Source organism: Mitsuaria sp. GD03876 (genome assembly GCF_029840635.1).
GTDB lineage: Bacteria > Pseudomonadota > Gammaproteobacteria > Burkholderiales > Burkholderiaceae_C > Roseateles.
Genome location: NZ_JAOCCU010000004.1, coordinates 79,441 through 99,630, shown reverse-complemented (window position 1 = coordinate 99,630; position 20,190 = coordinate 79,441). Strand labels below are relative to the sequence as shown.

At 62.7% G+C, this 20,190-nt stretch carries 14 protein-coding genes; 13 read left to right on the top strand and 1 reads right to left on the bottom strand.

Annotation, left to right across the window (positions count from 1 at the left end):
• Nucleotides 1-651: 651 nt before the first annotated feature.
• The 5 genes from N5D62_RS04110 (at nt 652) to N5D62_RS04090 (ending at nt 5,729) form a co-directional block, all read left to right on the top strand.
• Nucleotides 652-1,458 carry a metallophosphoesterase gene (locus N5D62_RS04110; protein WP_279756289.1) on the top strand — a complete coding sequence of 269 codons (807 nt, stop codon included), beginning with the start codon at nt 652-654 and terminating at the stop codon, nt 1,456-1,458.
• A complete protein-coding gene (locus tag N5D62_RS04105) occupies nt 1,455-1,796 on the top strand; it encodes a hypothetical protein (RefSeq protein ID WP_279756288.1) in 342 nt (113 codons plus the stop codon). The genes N5D62_RS04110 and N5D62_RS04105 overlap by 4 nt, the downstream gene beginning before the upstream one ends.
• A 275-nt stretch (nt 1,797-2,071) precedes the next feature.
• The gene (locus tag N5D62_RS04100; RefSeq protein ID WP_279756286.1) at nt 2,072-2,401 is read left to right on the top strand and encodes a hypothetical protein; all 330 of its coding nucleotides are present in this window, start codon (nt 2,072-2,074) and stop codon (nt 2,399-2,401) included.
• Between the two features lie 881 nt (nt 2,402-3,282).
• Nucleotides 3,283-3,702, top strand: coding sequence for a hypothetical protein (locus tag N5D62_RS04095; protein WP_091728677.1), 420 nt, complete (start codon nt 3,283-3,285; stop codon nt 3,700-3,702).
• A 770-nt stretch (nt 3,703-4,472) separates the two neighbouring features.
• Nucleotides 4,473-5,729 (top strand): transposase, encoded by a 1,257-nt coding sequence (locus tag N5D62_RS04090; RefSeq protein WP_279756285.1) that lies wholly within the window; start codon nt 4,473-4,475, stop codon nt 5,727-5,729.
• Nucleotides 5,730-6,286: 557 nt separating this feature from the next.
• Here the strand turns inward: N5D62_RS04090 and N5D62_RS04085 are convergent.
• Nucleotides 6,287-7,948, bottom strand: coding sequence for an alpha-D-glucose phosphate-specific phosphoglucomutase (locus tag N5D62_RS04085; protein ID WP_279756283.1), 1,662 nt, complete (start codon nt 7,946-7,948; stop codon nt 6,287-6,289).
• A 1,099-nt stretch (nt 7,949-9,047) separates the two neighbouring features.
• On the opposite strand from N5D62_RS04085, the gene N5D62_RS04080 reads away from it, so the two are divergent.
• The 8 genes from N5D62_RS04080 (at nt 9,048) to N5D62_RS04045 (ending at nt 20,177) form a co-directional block, all read left to right on the top strand.
• Nucleotides 9,048-9,548, top strand: a complete 501-nt coding sequence (locus N5D62_RS04080; RefSeq protein WP_279756282.1) for an MgtC/SapB family protein — start codon at nt 9,048-9,050, stop codon at nt 9,546-9,548.
• Between the two features lie 130 nt (nt 9,549-9,678).
• A complete protein-coding gene (locus N5D62_RS04075; protein WP_141225364.1) occupies nt 9,679-10,008 on the top strand; it encodes a CzcE family metal-binding protein in 330 nt (109 codons plus the stop codon).
• Between the two features lie 94 nt (nt 10,009-10,102).
• Nucleotides 10,103-10,474: a cation efflux protein, CzcI family gene (czcI, locus tag N5D62_RS04070; protein ID WP_279756281.1), complete on the top strand. Its 372-nt coding sequence runs from the start codon at nt 10,103-10,105 to the stop codon at nt 10,472-10,474.
• A 103-nt stretch (nt 10,475-10,577) separates the two neighbouring features.
• On the top strand, nt 10,578-11,873 hold the full coding sequence (locus N5D62_RS04065) for a TolC family protein (RefSeq protein WP_091728651.1): 1,296 nt from the start codon (nt 10,578-10,580) through the stop codon (nt 11,871-11,873).
• Nucleotides 11,874-11,899: 26 nt separating this feature from the next.
• A complete protein-coding gene (locus N5D62_RS04060) occupies nt 11,900-13,507 on the top strand; it encodes an efflux RND transporter periplasmic adaptor subunit (protein WP_279756279.1) in 1,608 nt (535 codons plus the stop codon).
• Nucleotides 13,508-13,521: 14 nt separating this feature from the next.
• Nucleotides 13,522-16,701 carry a CusA/CzcA family heavy metal efflux RND transporter gene (locus tag N5D62_RS04055; protein WP_279756278.1) on the top strand — a complete coding sequence of 1,060 codons (3,180 nt, stop codon included), beginning with the start codon at nt 13,522-13,524 and terminating at the stop codon, nt 16,699-16,701.
• 109 nt (nt 16,702-16,810) lie between these two features.
• Nucleotides 16,811-17,758 (top strand): cation diffusion facilitator family transporter, encoded by a 948-nt coding sequence (locus N5D62_RS04050; protein WP_279756277.1) that lies wholly within the window; start codon nt 16,811-16,813, stop codon nt 17,756-17,758.
• A gap of 298 nt (nt 17,759-18,056) precedes the next feature.
• Complete coding sequence (locus N5D62_RS04045) at nt 18,057-20,177, top strand: heavy metal translocating P-type ATPase (protein WP_279756276.1); 2,121 nt, start codon at nt 18,057-18,059, stop codon at nt 20,175-20,177.
• Nucleotides 20,178-20,190 lie beyond the last annotated feature (13 nt).

Below are 20,190 nucleotides of genomic sequence, written 5' to 3'. Positions count from 1 at the left end.
TGCGCCAAACGCTCGATGTTGTCGATCGACACATTTCCGTGCAGGCGCTCAACACGAGCTACGAAAGTCCAGCGCAAGCGCCTCCTGTGACCACCCCTTCTGAGCACGTGGCCGAATGAGACTGATCGCCAGCTGCTCACGCGCGCTGACGGCAATCTCCTTGGGCTGAGTACGGATGGAAGCTACCCGTGGGTCTTCACGTATGCTGCTTAAGGATCACCAGCGTTTAAGTCACAATTGTTGTCGTGAGCTAGGTGTGTGCATATGGACTTTTGAGGACTGCGGGGAAATCAGATTGCCAATCAGCGAGCCTGTTCCACACGCCCAGCGCAAACGGGAGAACGGATATGAACAGTCGAACGAGAAGCACCGCCTGGACAAGCCAAGTGAGGAAGGCAGGAAGGATTGACCTACCGCCTGCCGTGCCCGGCTTCCACCTCGGCCAACGGATTTACCTCCACGTCACTCATCTGGGAGCGGTGTTCGGTATCCAGCCGACAAGGACGGTGAACGGGCGGCTGCTTTCAACCCGCATTCGGCGAGGGTTCCGCTCCATCGCGGCTTACGGCCCCAGAGCACTGAACGGCCGGGGCACAAGCCAGCAGCACCGCACCGCCAGCGAATGATTTGGACGAAGCGCGCCAATGACTCATGACCCATAGACCAATCTTGCTGTGCGGCGATCCTCACGGGCAGTTCGCCCACATCCTTGAGGCGACGACGATGTTCGATCCCGCTGCCGTCATTCTTCTCGGCGATATGGAACCTGACGCTCCCCTGGAGACGGTCCTGGCTCCGGTGGCCGACCGCGTGTGGTGGATCCCGGGGAACCACGACGCGGATCGGATCGTCGACATCGAGCGCACTTGGCAGAGCGGGCTGGCGGATAGGAACCTGCATGGCCGGGTTGTGAAGCTCGAGGATGGGCGAAGGATCGCCGGCCTCGGGAACGTATTCCGCGGCAGTGTTTGGATGCCCAAGGGGGCCGGCGGTTCCGCTGGCGCACCGCCAAGCTTCAGCAGCATGCGCCAACATGCGCGTTCAACGCCTCGTCAGCATCGCTACGGTGACGGTCCTCACTTCAAGCACTGGGGCACCATCTACCCCGAAGACTTCGAGCGGCTCAAGCGGCATCGGGCAGACATTCTCGTGACCCATGAGGCGAGCGGATATCACCCGTACGGGTTCCCTGTCCTGGACGACCTGGCGCGCGCCCTAGGGGTGAGTCTGCTTGCGCACGGACACCTTCACGATGCGCGGTGGCGCTTCGAGGACCAGTCGCAGGCATGGCGATCTCAAGGCTTCAAGTCCGTAGGGGTAGGGTTGCGTGGCATCACGGCCATCATCGGGGACGGCGAGCTGGAGGTCGTGGTGCCTGGCGAGCTCGACGGGCCAAGCGCAGTTCGCATGAGTCGGGCAACCGTGGCCGCACAGTTTGTTGAAGGAGCGAAGCCATGACCCTTGCCGTTCCAGACGACTTCCCTCACCCTCCCTTCGGCGGATCGCTGTCCGGCATGCAACTCAAGTTCAGCCTGACGCGGGGGCCCGATGGCCGATTTCACGAGCCTGGCTCCCTGCCGGAGGAGCGGGCTGAGGACTTCTTTCGCTGTTGCGAAGTGGTGGACTGGGCCGTGGGCTTCCTTCGAGAGAAGGCGCTCAAGCCTAAGTACGCAGCTCTGACGACGGAGCAGATGCTGAAAAAATTCAGGGTCAACTTGGCCAACGATTTCGAAATGCCCGAGAGCTACCGCTCGTGGATCTTGGCTCGCCTGACGGATCGCTTGGGTGAACGGTAGCGCTTGGCCGCCAACGCGGCGGTGCAAGTAGGTTCGATGCGAAAGAGGTGCGTCATGAAGCGCGTGAAGGTAGCACCGGGAAGATTCGTCGTGGTCCGCTCGGGACTGGTCGAAAAGGCGGCCCGCATACGGATGCCCACGAAAGCAGAATTTGACGCCGGCATCGAGCTGGAGCCAAGAAACGTCCGTGCGCTACTTGGCCCCAAACGCGCTCGTAAGCGCTAGTCAGATCGTGAGCGATAGAAGCAGTGGGCCAGCAACCTGGCGAGGTCAACATGAAGCCGACCGACGACGCCCGTTGGATCACAACTACCGAGGTCGCCAAGCGATTGGGTCTATCGCGGCCGTTCCTGGAGAGAATTCTTGCCGAATACCCGGGCCACGTCCGGTGGTCTACCGAAGGTACGTCGCCGCACGTCCTTGCCGACGAGTTCGAAGCATGGTTCAAGCCCATTTGGGTTGCTTCGTATCCGGGTGACCTTGAGCAGATCCGCGCCGAAGCGATCCTGGAAGACGTGCCGTCGCCCGAGAGGTCAAGTCCGGAGGAACGAGGGGCCTCGCGCGCACGCGCGATGGAGCTGGCAAGGAAGCTGCGCGCACGATGAAGAGATGCGAAAGGCTGCCAGCCCTTCGGTTTGTCAGCCCTAGATGATCTGGCGCGGCTGATGGGCGTCCGGAGGTTTGCGCATCCAACCCTAGCAACAGGGACCACCAGCGCTACATCCCTGGTCTTCTCCGCCGGCGGCAAGTCCTTGATTTTGGAGATGTCTGCTGTGAGAACTTTTGACACCACCTTGACGTGGGCGTTCACTGACAGCCTGTTTGCAAGACTACCCCGTCTAAATGCTCATATAAATCAATGGCTTATCCTCTAGTTTGCTGGCTTCCAACCGCGAGTGGTGCGATCCCACGTTGGTACGATGTCACAGGAGATTGCGGCGCCTTACAGCTTTCCGCAGTGACAGACAGCCAAAATGGGACGCTGGGTCGGAGTAACTCCGAACTACGAACACCTACAAAGACGCGGGACGCGCGTTTGCCCATCAAAGCTACACCGGCCGTCTGTCGGGGCTTGTGTTGGGAGGAGCCTGGACGTATATACGTGCTCTCCGCGAGTGATGCCTTCCCCTCAGCCCGACGAGGAGAGCACCAAAATTGCAGGGGCATCGTGGCGTATATACAATCTTGCCATGCTCGTCATTTCTGAGAAGATCCGACAGAAGATCGGGGACTCCTCTCACGGCTCGGTCACGGACCGGGAAGTGCGAGAGTGCTTTCTCAATCGATGCGGGCGAGTCGTCTGCGACGACCGGGAAGAGCATCGGACCGATCCGGCCACGGTTTGGTTCGTCGCGGAGACCCACGTGGGAAGGCTGCTGAAGATCGTGTATGTCGAAGACGAAGAGAACATCTATCTGAAGACTGCGTACCCAGCCACGAAGACGATACAAGACATTTTTGACCTTCACGGAAACTAGGAGCGCACATGCCCATCAACCAAGATCTGCTCGATCGCGTGGAAGCGACTGCGGATGACTGGGGGCCCACCGGACACCTCGGCAACGACCCGACCCACGCAAAAAAGGCCGACGAGTCAAAGAACGTCGACGAAGCGCTCGGCCTTCACCCGATTTCGATCCGCTTCACCAAGGAGATGGTTCGAGACTTGAAGGCGATCGCCCAACTGAATGGGATGGGCTATCAGCCGTTGATCCGCGAAATCTGCAAGAGATTTGTGGATGCTGAGAAGCGAGCGATCGTTCGCGACCAAGCCTTGCGTCGTCAGCAGGAGTTGGAGCGTGATCGCGCGCTTGAGCGCGAAGCTGAAGAGGCCGCCGCTGCCGTAGAGCAGGCGGAAGCTGCTGCTTTGCAGCACGAAGAGAGCAACGCACGTCTCGCAGCGTAAGACGTCTTCCGCTCGCGCCCAAGGCCCGCATCTGCGGGCCTTTTTCTTTGCGACCAGGGAGTAAATTCCCATCTCTCCCACTCCGTCTCCATCTCGCCGACATGTCCAGACCGGCGCCAGCGATTCGTTGATCGGACCGGTCATAGCTGCTTCGCGACAAGGTGCCGATTTCTCTCCAGAGCTAAAGCGTCGCCCCCCTCCCTGGCCTCGGTGCAAAAAGTCCAAGCCGCGTCAGCATGAAGCGTCCAGACATCTGCGCAAAGGTCCGGGCAGCTCCGCGTGTGCACTCCCCCAATGACGTAGGCTCGTGCCTGGGGCCCGCAGCCTCGTCGGGGACGAAGAGGTCTATGAGATAACTGCGATCTACGGTTTCGCAGATAGAGGTGACCATGCGGCTCATGAGGTGGCGTTCCAGCACGCACGAGATCCCACTGATTTCTGATGCCGGAAGGGAGAGGCTTGCTCGCCTTCACCAACGGCACCGGGCAGAAGTGTCGCTCAATCGAGAGCAGATTCAGGCTGCGTTGGCTAGCATGTTGCAGCCTGTCATTTACGCCGCCGTCGCTGAGTTGGTTGCCGCATGCACACCTGAGCAAAGCGACGCTGTCCTCACTTACCTCTCGGAGATATTGGACCAACGAACGGCCACGGCAGCCAAGTCCGTTGTACGGCCGCCCGTCTTCGGGAACGGCGCCAACGGCCCACTGGAGCCAGACGCTCGAACGCTTCGCCAAGTCTTCGCAAAATTGGCGGCCCTCGAAGCGCTTCGGATGTTGCTCGAAACCGGCAACGCGTCCCCGTGGAAGAACGCGAAGAGCATCAGCTTCGCGAATCTCGCGTCCTTGGACATTGGACTTGAAGCCAAGGTTCGTTGTCCTGCTTGCGGCGAGGACGGAAGCTATCGCCTCAAGACGCTAGATGTCGCCAACCCAGGCTTGCTATTCCGCGGCATGTTCAGTTGCCAACGTTGCCGACACAGCTTGGACACAACGGACGCGAGAGTCTCGTCGAAGTCGTGCGACTGTCATTTCTGCGCTGCTTTGAACAGTCGCCTCGCCTCCGACCTGCGCCAGCTTGTCGCTGACGAATCACCCAGAGCTATGTCAACCTACGAGAGGGAGTTGGAGCGCCTGAAGACGCACCAAGAGCCGATACCGGACCAGGACCGTATGCGCCGGGACTGGGTGCTTCACAAGAACGACCCCAACAAGGCCCTACGAGCCTTGATCGAGCTCAAACCGAAAGACGGGGACGATTTTCTCAACTGCTTGAACATGTACCTGAGCAAGCACAATGGGAAGAAAAACGAAATCCTCGGTTTGGCCGAACGCTACAGGCTGATCTATCGGGTAACTGAAGAGTGGCTGCCCGAGTGCCACTCCTTCCAACAGCTGATGACAGCGGCGTCGTGGCCCATCTGGAGCTGCGAGACTCAGCGCTGGTTGCACGACGAGCAAGCGACGGAGGCCTTGGATAAAGCGGCAGTTTGGCTGTCCAGCGCAGCGCTAGATACTCCTGGCGTTCGCCATCTGGAAGTCTCCGAGCAGGCCATCACGCTCGTCGTAGACGGCGCCAGCGTGCAGCTTTATGCCGAAGGCTCGGGATGGATGTGTGAGGCGCTTCACCGTAGCACTCGCGGGCGGCTCGTGCTCAATCCTTACTTTCTGCAAGGCGAATCCTCCCTCCCACCGGAGGCAACGTCGACGCGATTGTTCAGGTCAAACACCGAGTGCAACGCCTTCCATCGGATTCGCGCCGAGTTGCCAAGCTCCATTGTGGTTCCCAACTATCCGATGCGCAGTCTGGTCGACGTGCGAGCGCTCAAGCCGCACTTCAGCGCTGAGGATTGGATGTACTTACAGAACTGTGAACTTGACATAGTCGTATGCAACGAAGCCGGCTACGTGACCTACGTGGAGGAGGTGCAGCGCGGTGATCACCACAATACGCCCGAGTGGTCACGCAAGGATGCCTTGAAGCGTCAGGCACTCCGTTTGGCGGGCATTCCGCTTCGCGAGAGCTTCTGAGTTCAAGAAGCCTAGCGGTGGCAACTACGTCCAGTCGCGATGCGGAATTCGCAAAGAACGGCGGAGGTCCGCACTTCGGCAGCAGCTATGGTCGATCCAACGGAGCACAGAAGGCCCATAGGTTGCTGGCGAGGTAGGTCACGCTCGCCGTAAGCAGCAGCACCACCGCGAGTGCAACGCCGTACCGAAGTTCGGTCCATCGCAGCAGCGATGCAAACATGACCTGGTTGAGGACGAAGCTGGCGAGTGAGACCACCAGAAACTTTGGGGCCGCGCTACTCGTGGCAGCTCGCCTTGAACCAAACGTCCAGCGTTGGTGGCCGATGAACGACACACCCACGGCCGCCAACCACGCCATCAGATTCGCCCTCAAAAGCTCCCAACCGAAAGTCGAGACGGTGGCAGCGACGACAACCCAGTGAACGATGGTGGCAGCGACGCCAACCAGAAGGAAGCGTAGCGGGCGAACGCTGGCCGCAGCTGCGGGCGTGTGATCAATGGCGAGATCGGTTGACCCACCGAGATATTGCGCAGGTTCCGCGCGCGGCGACCCCGCGTCAGGCCTCCGCATCCGCCATCACACCGTCGGCCAGCGACAGTGCATCGCAAAGCAGCATCTGAAGATGTTCCTCGCTTTCGAAGCTCTCCGCGTAGACCTTGTATACGTCCTCGGTACCTGAGGGACGCATCGCGACCCAGCCGCGTCGCGAAGTCAGCTTGATGCCGCCGATCGGTTGATCATTGCCTGGCGCTCGCGTTTGCACCTGCGTGATCTCATCGCCGGCGAGCACGCGCTGCTGAAGATCTTCGGCTGTCGCGTTGGCCAACCTAGCTCGCTGATCCCGAGCAGCCGGCGCATCGATGCGATCGGACCAGGTCAAACCGAGAGTCGCGCTCAACGTGCGGTAGTACAGCCCGGGATCCGCCCCGGCACGGGCGGTGATCTCCGCGGCGAGCAGCCCCGCCACGATCCCATCCTTCTCCGTCGTCCACACCGACCCGTCACGTCGCAAGAACGAGGCCCCAGCGCTTTCTTCACATGCCACGGCCAGCTCGCAATCATGGAGCCCCTGGGCGAACCATTTGAAGCCCACCGGAGTCTCCAGGACGCGGCGATCCATGGCCTGTGCGATCCGGTCGATCATGGACGTGGTCACCACGGTCTTCCCCACTGCGGCCGTCATGGGCCACTGAGGTCTGTGCATCAGCAGATAGTCCGTTGCGACGCTGAGGAAGTGGTTGGGTGGCAGCAAGCCGCTGCTCGGACATACGACGCCGTGCCGGTCATGATCCGTGTCGCAGGCAAACGCGACGTCGAACAAGGAACACTGACGCGTGAGAGCCTGCATGGCGAACGCGGAAGACGGGTCCATGCGGATCTGGCCGTCCCAGTCCAGCGGCATGAACGAAAACGTGGGGTCGATGTTGGCGTTGACGACGGTCAGCGGGAGACCATACCTGTCGGCAATGGCTTCCCAGTACATGAGGCCGGCGCCGCCCATCGGGTCGACGCCGATGCGGATGCCCGACTCTCGAATCGCTTGAAGGTCGATGACGTGGCTCAGCGCCACCACGTAGCGCTGCAGAAAGTCGTAAGGGCGCGCGGCACCGGAGGCCAATGGCCTGGCAACTTCAACGCGTCTCACGCGCTTGCAGTGCTCCGCGAGATGCTGGTTGGCCAGCTCCTCGATCACCGACGCGGCGTGGCTGTCGGCCGGCCCGCCATGCGGAAGGTTGTACTTGAACCCGCCGTCCCTCGGTGGGTTGTGGGAGGGGGTCACGATGATGCCGTCGGCCAGGGGACCAGGCGCGTGCATCCGGTTGAAGTCGAGGATCGCAAGGGAAACAGCAGGCGTTGGCGTGAACTGGCCCGACGGCGCCACACGGACATCAACGCCATTGGCCGCGAGAACCTCCAGGGCACTCGTACGCGCGGGCAGGGACAGCGCATGGGTATCGATGCCAAGGAAGAGCGGTCCCGTCGTGCCTGCGCTCTTTCGATAGTCACAGATGGCCTGCGTGATCGCCCAGATGTGTCGCTCATTGAAGGAGCCATCCAAGGATGAGCCGCGGTGCCCTGATGTGCCGAAGCGCACGCGCTGCTGAGGGTCCTCGGAGTTGGGAATCAGCGAAAAATAGGCTCCCCGCAGGGCGCTCACATCGATGAGGTCCTCCTCGCGCGCCGGTTGGCCGGCCCGAGGGGAAATGCGTGTCGTCATCAGAGTTCCTTGGTCCGGTCGTGAGGCGCTGAAGCCTTGAACGATCCGAAGTTGTCAGTCTTGTAATCCCGCGGTCAGTGTTTGGCGGGGCTGTCAGTCCCACAGTTCGACCCTTCTCGGCAATCGACGGGCACACGGGGGTGGAAATGGGGCGAGCCAAGCAGATTGATCGGCACAGGCCGCACTGGGGCATCGTCCTGGTGACGCTGGCGCTCTTCCTGTGGGGCTGCACGACCCCGGGGGTGCCGACCCATCTCGAAAACCAGGGTTGGCGTCTTGCGACGCTGTGGGCGGTGCGCCCCGCGGCAGAGTTCAAGGTGCCAGCTGCGACTCTGGATTGCCGCCGACCCGAAGACACGACAGCTCCCTTCGCCCTGACCAGCTACCGCAGCAACCATCGAGGCTGGATCCTTCTGCTGCCGGCGGGAACGACCCGTCCGACATCAGACCCGCGCTTTGTCCTCGTCAGGCCAGGCTCCTGCGAAGTACCAATCGAACAGCTCGCTGACGGCGAAGCACCGCCACTGCAGGTCGAACGTCCAGACGAGCGAGGTTCAACCAGATGAAGCGGGAGACGGAGCGGGAGACGAGGCGGGAATGGGCGTGCCGCAATTTGGGCAGAACTTGCCTTCCGTGCCGAGCGGTTCGGCGCACTTCCCGCAAGCCGTGGGGCGCAGCGCGAAACCGCACTGGGTACAGAAGCGGCCTGCAGCGTTGTTGCTCGCGCCGCAGCGCATGCAGGCGACATGCTGTCCGTTGGAGCGCGCCATTGGCGGCTGCGACGGTTCCGACCATCCCGAATTCCGACTGCCGTGCGAGTCGTACCTCGGGTCGCCGAGACGGCGATGCCCGCCGTGGTGATCACTTCGTCCGTGACCACCGCTGTGGTGGCCGCTGAACAGGCGGCGAAGAATGGACATGGTCGCTCCGATACATCGTGGTTGGCGGGCTGGGAGCCAGGGGGGGCTGCCCAGTGCGTCGCCATGATCGGTTGCCGCTGCGGGCAAGCCGCTGACGGCGCGATTACGGTGTTGTCAGGAATGCTTAACGCTTGCCGCTTTGCCGATCGTTCTCACTATCAAACGGCTAGGAGCCAAACATGACAGGTCAAGTGAATTGGGTCGAGATCGCCTCCCACGTGATGGACTTGGCGATCGCGTACGTGCTTGCGTTGCCCATCGGCTGGGACCGGGAGCGCAAGGAGCGCAGCGCTGGCATACGCACCTTTCCTCTCGTGGCCATCGCCAGTTGTGGCTTCGTGCTGGTCGCCATCCGTGTACTGGGCATCGACTCGATCGGTCAGGCCCGCATCCTGGAAGGTCTCATCACCGGCGTCGGCTTCATCGGAGGTGGGGCGATCCTGAAGCACTCTGCCGGCGCTTCGGGAACAGCCACTGCGGCAAGTCTTTGGGCGACCGGCGCGGTCGGCGGTGCGGTGGGCTACGGCCTGTATGACATCGCGGTGATCCTCAGCCTGGTGACCTACGCCACGCTTCGCTGGATGGCGCCGCTGAAAGAGGTCGCGCGCACCGACGATGAAGGGCTGCCCGCAGGTGCTCAGCCTACGTCTGCGGCCGACCGCGCCACTCTAAGAAGCTGACAGTTTTGTAATCAACACGCACGGTTTGCTGGAAGGTGCCGACTTCTAAAGTTCACTCCGCGATGAACGTTGTGTCGCCTCCGTCGGAGGTCACGTTCACGAACAAGGAGTACATAAAGTGAAGGTTTCCATGTCGATCCTCTCCGCCGTTGCCGCCGTGATGCTGACCGCTGGCGCCCAAGCTGCAACCCAGCCGGAGCTCCTGATGAACGGCCGCTCGCCCCACGGCCTGCCTGTCGCCGCCGTGAAGGCCGACAAGGTGGTCGACGTCAAGCAAGGCGGCTTCGTCAACGTTGACTGCGGCCAGATCGTCGAGTTTCGCGACGGCGCCAAGACCTTCACGTGGAAGTTCGACTCCGCGCAACATCGCGCCGTGAACCTGCCCGTCATCGCACCGGAAGGCTTCGCTAACGCGAACTTCACGGTCTACGTCAGCCGCAACGAGTCCGAAGGCAGCTGAGTTCCATCGGGCTGTGCCCGAATGCCCACTCGTGTCCCCTAAAGGCTAGACCGACGGTTCCACCGAACCGTCGGCCTCTACTAGACTGCCACCCATGCGTCGCTGGCTCTCCATCTTCTTGCTGGTGCTGATGCCCTTCCAGTTCACCTGGGGTGCAGCGGCGGCCTATTGCGAGCACGAGAGTTCAAGTGAAGCCAGCCACTTCGGTCATCACGTGCATTCGCACGCTGACGCCGGTCAACTGGCCCAGGGCAAGAAGCCTCTGCCTGGCGACAAGACCAAGCCCGGAAAGGTCGGCTTGGACAACGACTGCGGAACGTGCCATCTCAGTGCTGCCAAGCCGGTCTCAGGCAGCAGCATGGCGCTCGCAAATCTCAGCGCGCAGGTCATGCGCGGACTGAGCGAGCAAGTCTTTTCGACCCGCGCTCCAGATCATCCGGAACGCCCCAATTGGCGCATCGCCTGATTCGGCGATCGCAGCGGGTTCCTTCCTGTTCCTCCTCTAGCGGCTTGAGCCGCGCTGCCTTCGTCGAATCCTTCGAGTTGTTTCCACAACCCTGGAGTTTTCGATGCGCAGATTGCTTGTGCCGCTTGCTTGTGCGGCACTATTCCAAGTTCAAGCCTTCGCCCAAGCTGGCGAATCCCGTCCCGCAACCCCTGAGGCCGCGGCCTCTGCCGCCGCTTCGGCGGCCGGTACGGTCTACCCTCAATCCGGACTGACGCTCGATGCGGCCGTGCAAACGGCGTTGCGTCAGAACCCGCTCTTGCGCTCGTTCGGGTACGAGCTCGAGTCCAACGACGGCGCGATTCGTCAGGCTGGCCTGATCCCGAATCCCACGCTCGGCCTGAGCACCGAGGACACCCGCAAGGCCACGCGTACGACGCAGGTGACGCTCAGCCAGACCATCGAGCTGGGAGGCAAGCGATCCGCTCGCGTCGAACTGGCTCAACGCACCCGCGATGTTGCAGCGCTGGAATTGGAGACGCAGCGTGCTGAAACGCGCGCCGGCGCCATCCAGGCCTTCTTCGACGTGTTGATCGCGCAGGAACGCGTGAAAGTCGCTGAGGAGTCTCTGCGCATCGCTACCAACGGCGCGGACGCCGTGGGTCGTCGCGTGACTGCGGGCAAGGTGTCGCCTACCGAGGAGACGCGTGCCCGTGTCGCGCAATCCACCGCGCGGATCGAGCAACGCCTGGCACAGGCGGACCTCACCGCAGCGCTGAAGGCGCTGAGCGCGGTGATGGGGGTACCTCAGGGATCGATCTCCTTGGTTGACGGCAGCCCTGACGCGCTGCCGGTTCTGCCTGGTGCTGAAACCCTTGGTGACCGCATCCAGAGCTCCCCGATCCTGCGTCGGGCCCAGATGGAGGTTCAGCGCGCGGAAGCCGCCTTCAATCTGGAACGAGCTCGCGGCGTCCCCGACGTGACGGTGGGGCTCGGCGCGCAACGCGCTCCCGACATCGGCCGCACCCAGCCGCTGATCAGCGTCTCGATTCCCATTCCGCTGTTCGACCGCAACCAGGGCGCTCAGTTCCAGGCGCTGCGCAAGCGCGACGCGGCGCAGGCGATGGCCCAAGCGGAAGAGCAGCGTCTGCGCTCCGAGGTGCTGCAGGCCGTTGACCAGCTCGACGCGCGCACCGACGAGATCGAGGCATTGCGTCGCGATGTGCTCCCCGGCGCCCAGACCGCCTACGAGGCCGCGCGCCGCGGTTTCGAGTTGGGCAAGTTTGGCTTCTTGGATGTGCTGGATGCGCAGCGCACCTTCTTGCAGGCGCGCGGGCAGTACTTCACCGCGCTCTCTCAAGCCCACCGCCTCTCCGCGGAGATCGATCGCCGGCTCGGTAGCGCCGACGCTCGTCCCTGAACAACGATCCATCAACGAGTTTCCAAATGACCTCCAAGAACGAACTCAAGGAACGCCTGCGCAGCGGCGCCGGCAAGAAGCAGGCGATCGCCATTGCCGTGGTGCTGGCGCTTGGTGCCGCGGCCGCCGTCGGGCTGATGACCACCGGCGGGAAATCCGGCGGCGAAGAGTCGCACGCACACGAAGAGGCCAAGGGCCATGGCGACGGCGAACATCACGGGGAAGCCAAGGCCGGTGGCGAAAAGGGCCACGACGACGCCAAGGGGCATGGGGACGGCGAACACCACGAAGAAGCCAAGAAGGGCAGCCGCGGTGGAGAGCTCATCTCCAAGGGCAACGTGACCGTCGAGGCGCTGCTGTCCGAGGATCAAGGCACGCCGCGCTTGAAGATCTGGGTGTCACAGGCAGGCAAGGATGTCGCGCCAGCTCAGCTGCAGGTGACCGCACAGATCAAGCGCCCTGGCGGCGAGGAGCAGAAGCTGACGTTCGCGGCTCAGAAGGACGCGCTTGTCAGCGCCCAACCTGTTGAAGAGCCGCATGTCTTCGACGGCGTCATCCAAGTTGTGGTCGGCGGCCAAACCCAGTCGTTCCCGTTCTCCCCCAGCGAAGGGGTGATCGCGTTGTCCGCCGAGCAGCAGAAGTCTTCGGGCATCGTGGTCGAAGCCACCAAGGCCGCTTCGCTGGCGGCCAGCTACCAGCTGCCGGGCGAGGTCAAGTTCAACGAGGACACCACCGCGCACGTGGTCCCACGCGTGGCCGGCGTTGTCGAATCTGTGCCGGTGGCGCTGGGACAGACGGTTCGCAAGGGTCAGGTTCTGGCCATTGTGAACAGCACGTCGATATCTGACCAACGCGCCGACTTGCAAGGTGCGCAGAAGCGCCTGCAACTGGCCAAGATCACGTACGAACGCGAAAAGAGCCTGTACGAAGCGAAGATCTCGCCTCAGCAGGATGTGCAGATCGCCGAGCAAGCCATGCGCGAGGCGGAGATCGCGGTGTCGAACGCCAGGCAGAAGCTCCAGGCCGTCGGCGCCACGCTGGATAGCGGTGCCCTCAACCGCTATGAACTGCGTGCTCCCTTCGACGGCACGATCGTCGAGAAGCACATCGCGCTGGGCGAGCAGGTGCGCGAGGACGCGAATGTCTTCACGGTCGCCGATCTGCGCACTGTGTGGGCCCAGATCAACGTGCCCGCCAAGGACCTGCCGCTGGTGCGCGTAGGCGACAACGTGGTCGTGCGCGCGGCGGCGTTCGAGCAGTCCGCGGTCGGCAAGGTCGCCTACGTCGGCTCGCTCATCGGCGAGTCCACCCGCACGGCCCAAGCCCGCGTGACGCTGGAGAACCCCAAGACCGCATGGCGGCCGGGCTTGTTCGTCAACGTCGAGATGAAGAGCGAAACCTTCGACGCGCCGGTGACCGTGACCTCCGAAGCCGTTCAGACGATGGAAGAGAAGCCCGTCGTGTTCGTGAAGACCGGTTCGGGCTTTGTCGCCCAGCCCGTCAAGGTGGGCCGCACGGACGGCAAGCGGGTCGAGATCGTCGAGGGCCTGAAGGCCGGTGTGCCCTACATCGCCGTCGGCAGCTTCGTTGCCAAGGCCGAGGCCGGCAAGTCCACGGCTTCCCACGCCCACTAAAGAGATGACGCAACATGTTTGAACGCATCATCCGCTTCGCCATCGAGCATCGATGGCTTGTCATGCTTGCCGTCTTCGGTATGGCCGCACTCGGGGTGTTCAGCTACCAGAAGCTGCCCATCGACGCCGTGCCGGACATCACCAACGTGCAGGTGCAAATCAACACCGGTGCACCCGGCTACTCGCCGCTGGAGACCGAGCAGCGCGTCACCTATCCGATCGAGACCGTGATGGCCGGCCTGCCTGGCCTGCAGCAGACCCGCTCGCTGTCGCGATACGGTCTGTCCCAAGTGACGGTCATCTTCAACGACGGCACGGACATCTACTTCGCCCGCCAGCTCGTCAATGAACGCATCCAATCCGCGCGGTCTCAGCTGCCCGAGGGCGTGACGCCCAACATCGGGCCGATCTCGACGGGGTTGGGTGAGATTTTCCTTTGGACTGTCGAAAGCGAGCCGGGCGCAAAGAAGCCCAACGGTGAGCTGTATACGCCGGCAGACCTGCGCGAGATTCAGGACTGGGTCATCAAGCCGCAGCTGAAGAACGTGACGGGCGTGACTGAGATCAACTCCATCGGCGGCTTCGCCAAGGAGTACCACGTCGCCCCCGATCCGTCCAAGCTGTCCTCGTACGGCCTGACGCTCAGCGACGTGGTGACTGCGCTTGATCGCAACAACGCGAACGTCGGCGCGGGCTACATCGAGCGCCGCGGTGAACAGTACCTGATCCGAGCCCCGGGCCAGGTGCGCTCGATTACCGACATCGGCAACATCGTTCTGCTCAACGCCGGCGGCGTGCCGGTGCGCGTGCGTGATGTCGCCACGGTCGAAATCGGCCGAGAGCTGCGCACCGGCGCCGCGACCGACAACGGCCGCGAGGTCGTGCTCGGCACCGTCTTCATGCTGATCGGTGAGAACAGCCGGACGGTCTCGCAAGCGGTTGCCAAGAAGATGGCCGAGATCAACGCGAACATGCCCAAGGGCGTCCACGCGGTCACGGTCTACGACCGAACCAAGCTGGTCGACAAGGCAATCGCCACCGTCAAGAAGAACTTGATCGAAGGCGCGGTGCTCGTCATCGCCATCCTGTTCTTGTTCCTGGGCAACATCCGTGCGGCCATCCTGACGGCCATGGTGATTCCGCTGTCGATGCTGTTCACCTTCACCGGCATGGTGAATCAGAAGGTCAGCGCCAACCTGATGAGTTTGGGGGCCCTGGACTTCGGCATCATCATCGACGGCGCGGTGGTGATCGTCGAGAACTGCGTGCGGCGCCTGGCACATGCGCAGGAGCACAAGGGACGACTGCTGACGCGCTCGGAGCGATTCCACGAGGTGTTCCTCGCGTCCCAGGAAGCTCGTCGTCCGCTGCTGTTCGGACAACTGATCATCATGATCGTCTACCTGCCGATCTTTGCTCTGGCCGGTGTCGAAGGGAAGATGTTCCACCCGATGGCCTTCACGGTCGTGATCGCCCTGGTCGGCGCCATGATCCTGTCGATCACGTTCGTTCCCGCAGCGGTCGCGCTGTTCATCGGCAAGAAGGTTGCTGAGAAAGAAAACTGGCTGATGAGCTGGGCGCGTCGCGTGTATGAGCCGCTGCTCAACTACGTGATGGGTGCCAAGGCAGTCGTGTTGACCTTCGCCGCAGTGATGATCGTGCTGACGGGCTTGATCGCCGCGCGGATGGGCAGCGAGTTCATCCCCAGCTTGAACGAGGGCGACTTCGCGATCCAGGCGCTGCGTATTCCGGGCACGAGCCTCACGCAGTCGTTGACGATGCAGCAGCAGCTGGAGTCGACGCTGAAGGCGAAGTTCCCTGAGATCGACCGCGTCTTCGCTCGAACCGGTACTGCGGAGATCGCGTCGGACCCGATGCCGCCGAACATCTCGGACGGCTACGTGATGCTCAAGCCGCAGGACGAGTGGCCTGACCCCAAGCGCACGCGTGACGACCTGTTGGCGGCCGTGCAGGCCGAGGCGGCCAAGCTGCCGGGACAGAACTATGAGTTCTCGCAACCGATCCAGCTGCGCTTCAACGAACTGATCTCGGGCGTGCGCTCCGACGTCGCGGTGAAGATCTTCGGCGACGACATGGAGGTCCTGAACGCGACCGCTCAGAAGATCCAGGGGCTGTTGCAAGGCATCCAGGGGTCCTCGGAAGTGAATGTGGAGCAGACCACTGGGCTTCCGATGCTGAGCGTGACCGTCGACCGGGAACGCACGGCGCGCTACGGACTCAACGTCCAGGATGTGCAAGACACGCTCGCGACCGCTGTCGGCGGACGCGACGCGGGGATCATGTTCGAAGGCGACCGCCGCTTCGGCATCCTGGTGCGATTGCCCGAAGTGCTTCGCGCCGACGTGGAGGCCATCAAGCGGCTGCCTATCCCGATGCCAGTTGGTGCTGACGGCGCACGCCGCTTCATCCCGCTCAGTGAGGTCGCTGACTTCACGACGGCACCTGGTCCGAACCAGGTCAGCCGCGAGAACGGAAAGCGTCGGATCGTGGTGAGCTCGAACGTGCGTGGTCGCGACCTGGGCAGCTTCGTTGCTGAGGCCCAGCAGTTGATTGGCGCACAGGTTCAGGTCCCGACCGGCTACTGGATGGTCTGGGGCGGCCAGTTCGAGAACCTGCAGTCGGCGACCCAGCGTCTTCAGATCGTGGTTCCGGTCTCATTGCTGCTGGTGTTCGTGCTGCTGTTTGCCATGTTCGGGAACATGAAGGATGGCTTCATCGTCTTCACCGGGATCCCGTTCGCCTTGACTGGCGGCATCGTGGCCTTGTGGTTGCGAGACATCCCGCTCTCGATCTCGGCAGCAGTCGGATTCATCGCGCTTTCTGGGGTGGCGGTGCTCAACGGGCTCGTGATGATCTCGTTCATCCGCAACCTGCGCGAGTCAGGCAAGGGACTGGACGAGGCGATCCACGAAGGCGCGCTGACACGTCTGCGTCCGGTGCTGATGACAGCGCTCGTGGCCTCGCTTGGCTTCGTTCCGATGGCGCTTGCCACCGGCACCGGCGCCGAGGTCCAACGTCCGCTCGCCACCGTGGTGATCGGCGGCATCTTGTCTTCGACGGCATTGACGCTGCTGGTTCTCCCCATCCTCTACCGCCTGGCACACCGGCGCGATGAGGAAGAGGAGCAACTGGAGAGCCAATCCCCGGCCGCCGAGCACGGAAGCGCCCATTGAGCACCCTCTGAGCGCCAGCGGTCCCGCGCGAGGCTGAAATGCCGCGGCGCGGGGCCGCTGGGTATCGCTGTTGCCGAGGATGGGAATCAAACGAACAAGGAGATGACCCATGTCCAAGGACCACGACCACTCTGCCGCGGCAGGAGGCAATGAGCGCTCGCTCTGGATTGCCTTCACGTTGACCTTCGGCTTTCTGATCGCCGAGGTCATCGGCGGTATCGCGACGAAGAGCCTGGCGCTCATCTCGGACGCTGCCCACATGTTCACTGATGCGGCTGCCCTTGCGATCGCGCTGGCAGCCATACGCATCGCCAGACGGCCGGCAGACAAGAAGCGCAGCTTCGGCTATCACCGCTTCGAGATCCTGGCTTCTGCGTTCAACGCCCTACTGCTCTTTGGAGTGGCGATCTACATCCTCTATGAGGCCTGGCAGCGGCTCAATTCGCCGGCCGAGGTTCAGTCGGTCGGCATGCTGGTGATCGCCTCGCTCGGTTTGATCGTCAACCTCGTGAGCATGCGCATGCTCATGGGCGGCAAGGATGCGAGTCTCAACGTCAAGGGCGCCTATCTAGAGGTCTGGAGCGACCTGCTGGGATCGGTCGGCGTCATCGTCGCGGCCATCGTCATTCGTTTCACCGGCTGGGCGTGGGTCGACAGTCTGGTCGCCGTGGGCATCGGTCTTTGGGTTCTGCCTCGGACGTGGGTGCTCCTGCGCGAGAGCCTGAACATCCTCCTTGAGGGTGTGCCCGAGGGAGTAGACGTGACGGCGATCGAGTCGGCGATGACCGCAACGTCCGGCGTCACGGGGATCCATGACCTGCACATCTGGGCGCTGTCCAGCGGCAAGACGAGTCTGAGCGCGCACGTCGTGCACGACGGCTCGGTCTCCGTGGGTCCCCTGCTGACCCAACTCCGCCAGATGCTCAAGGAGCAGTACGAGATTGCTCACGTCACCTTGCAGATGGAGACCGAGGCCTGCAGCGACGCGCTCGATCAGAGCCATTGGGTCGAGCCGCGCACCGGGCTTGCGGAGAAGGCTCTGAAAGCCTCCAAGTAATTCAAGGAATGCGGATGCTTCGCTTGGGTCATCGGTATGAACCCGAGCGTCAGCGTTCGCGAGCGAAAGTCTCAGATGAGCACGGGCTCTCACGAAACCCTTCATGTGATGTTCAAGTACCTGGCCATCGTTGGCTGGGGAATCGCGCTCGTGTACCTGACCTACACCTCGATCCGGGACTACATGTCGCTGAAGGATCGTCGTGCTGCGAGAAGGGCCGAGCGGCTTGCGAAGCGGTCCAGGAAGAAGCGACGGTAGTTCGCTGACGCCCCTCATGCACTCAAAGCCGGAGAACCAGATGGCTGAACGAAAAGATTCTGAACAGGCCAAGTCCCAGTCGCTGGAGGCCAACTCGCCTAGCGCGTCGACTCTTCCGTCGCCGGATCACAAGCATGTGAAGGGCGAGAAGCATGACCACGGAAGCGACGCCGCCGAAGACCATGGCGATCACGATCATGGCCATGAGGGCGGCATCTTCGGCAGCAACACGGAGCTGATCTTCTCGCTGCTGTGCGGTGCGCTGTTGTTGGCGGGGTGGCTGCTCGGCAAATATCAACTGCTCTCGTCCACGCTGGAGACGAGCCTGTACGTGGCGGCCTACGTCTTCGGCGGCTTCTTCACGCTGCGCGAGGCGGTGGAGAATATTCGTAAGCGGCGCTTCGAGATCGACACGCTGATGCTCGTTGCCGCAGCCGGCGCGGCCGCGCTCGGCGAGTGGGCTGAAGGCGCCTTGCTGTTGTTCCTCTTCAGTCTGGGGCATTCGCTCGAGCATTACGCGATGGGCCGCGCACGACGTGCGATCGAGGCGTTGTCCAAGCTGGCGCCAGAAACCGCGCTTCGCAAGCGTGATGGCACCACGCAAGAGGTGCCAATCGCTGAACTGGAGCCCGGTGACATCGTGGTGATCAAGCCCAACGAGCGCATGCCGGCCGACGGCTTTGTGATCACGGGCAAGTCCAGCGTGAACCAGGCGCCTGTCACCGGGGAGAGTATTCCCGTGGACAAGCAGCCCGTGGAGGACGCGCAGCAGGCGCTTGCCGCTTTCGACCGCGTCGCGGCAACGAGTCGCGTGTTTGCGGGCACGATCAACGGCTCCGGATCACTGGAGGTGATGGTCGCCAAGCGATCCACCGAGTCCACCATGGCACGCGTCGTGAAGATGGTGACCGAGGCGCAGCAGCAGCAGTCCCCCACCCAGTCTTTCTCGGCGAAGTTCGAACGCATCTTCGTGCCGACTGTGCTGGGCTTCGTCGGCGCGCTCTTGTTCGCAGGCTTCATCATCGACGAGCCCTTCAGTGCGACGTTCTACCGTGCCATGGCAGTGTTGGTGGCTGCTAGCCCATGCGCGCTTGCCATCTCGGTCCCGAGCGCCGTCCTGAGCGGCGTTGCTCGGGCGGCGCGTGGCGGGGTTCTCATCAAGGGCGGCGCGCCGCTGGAAAACTTGGGGGTCTTGACCGCGATCGCGTTCGACAAGACAGGCACGCTCACGGAAGGCAAACCCAAGCTTGTGGATGTCCAGGCTGCGCCTGGCGTGGAGCAGGATGAACTGCTGGCCGTGGCACTGGCCATCGAGAGCCACAGCGATCACCCGCTGGCAGCCGCCATCGTGTCTGGCGCGAAGGAACGGATGCAGGGAACTGCTCAGGCCCTGAGTGCCGAAGATGTTCACAGCGTCACCGGCAAGGGCGTCACGGGACGCATTGGCGCCGACGACGTGTGGATAGGCAAGGCCAAGCTCTTTGTGGAAGATGTGGGTGGTCTTCCGCCGGAGGTCTCCAGCATCGATCAGCAGCTGATCGAGAAGGGCCGCACGACCATGATCGTCAAGCGAGGCCAGCGCTTCCTGGGCGTCATTGGCGTCATGGACACGCCTCGCCCGGCCGCCGCGGACGTCATGAGCAAGCTTCAGAAGCTTGGCGTCAAGGACCTGATCATGATCTCGGGAGACAACCAGCGGGTGGCCGACGCGGTGGCGAAGTCCGTTGGCCTGAGCGAGGCCAAAGGCGAGCTGATGCCAGATGACAAGGTCGGCTTCATCAAGCAGCTCAGCGCCAACGAGGGCAAGGTGGCGATGGTGGGCGATGGCGTCAACGATGCTCCGGCCATGGCCAGTGCGACCGTCGGGATTGCCATGGGCGCGGCCGGGTCGGACGTGGCGCTGGAGACTGCTGACGTGGCGTTGATGGCGGACGATCTCTCCAAGCTGCCGTTCGTGGTCGGCCTGTCGCGCAGGGCGAGCGGCGTCATCCGGCAAAACCTGTGGGTATCCCTGGGCGTTGTGGCGGTCTTGATTCCGGCCACGCTCTTCGGCTTGAATATTGGCACCGCGGTCCTGTTCCACGAGGGGTCTACCCTCATCGTGGTCATCAACGCGCTTCGCTTGCTCGCCTACGGCGACCAGAAGGCGTCGGCCGCATGAGATCGACGAACAA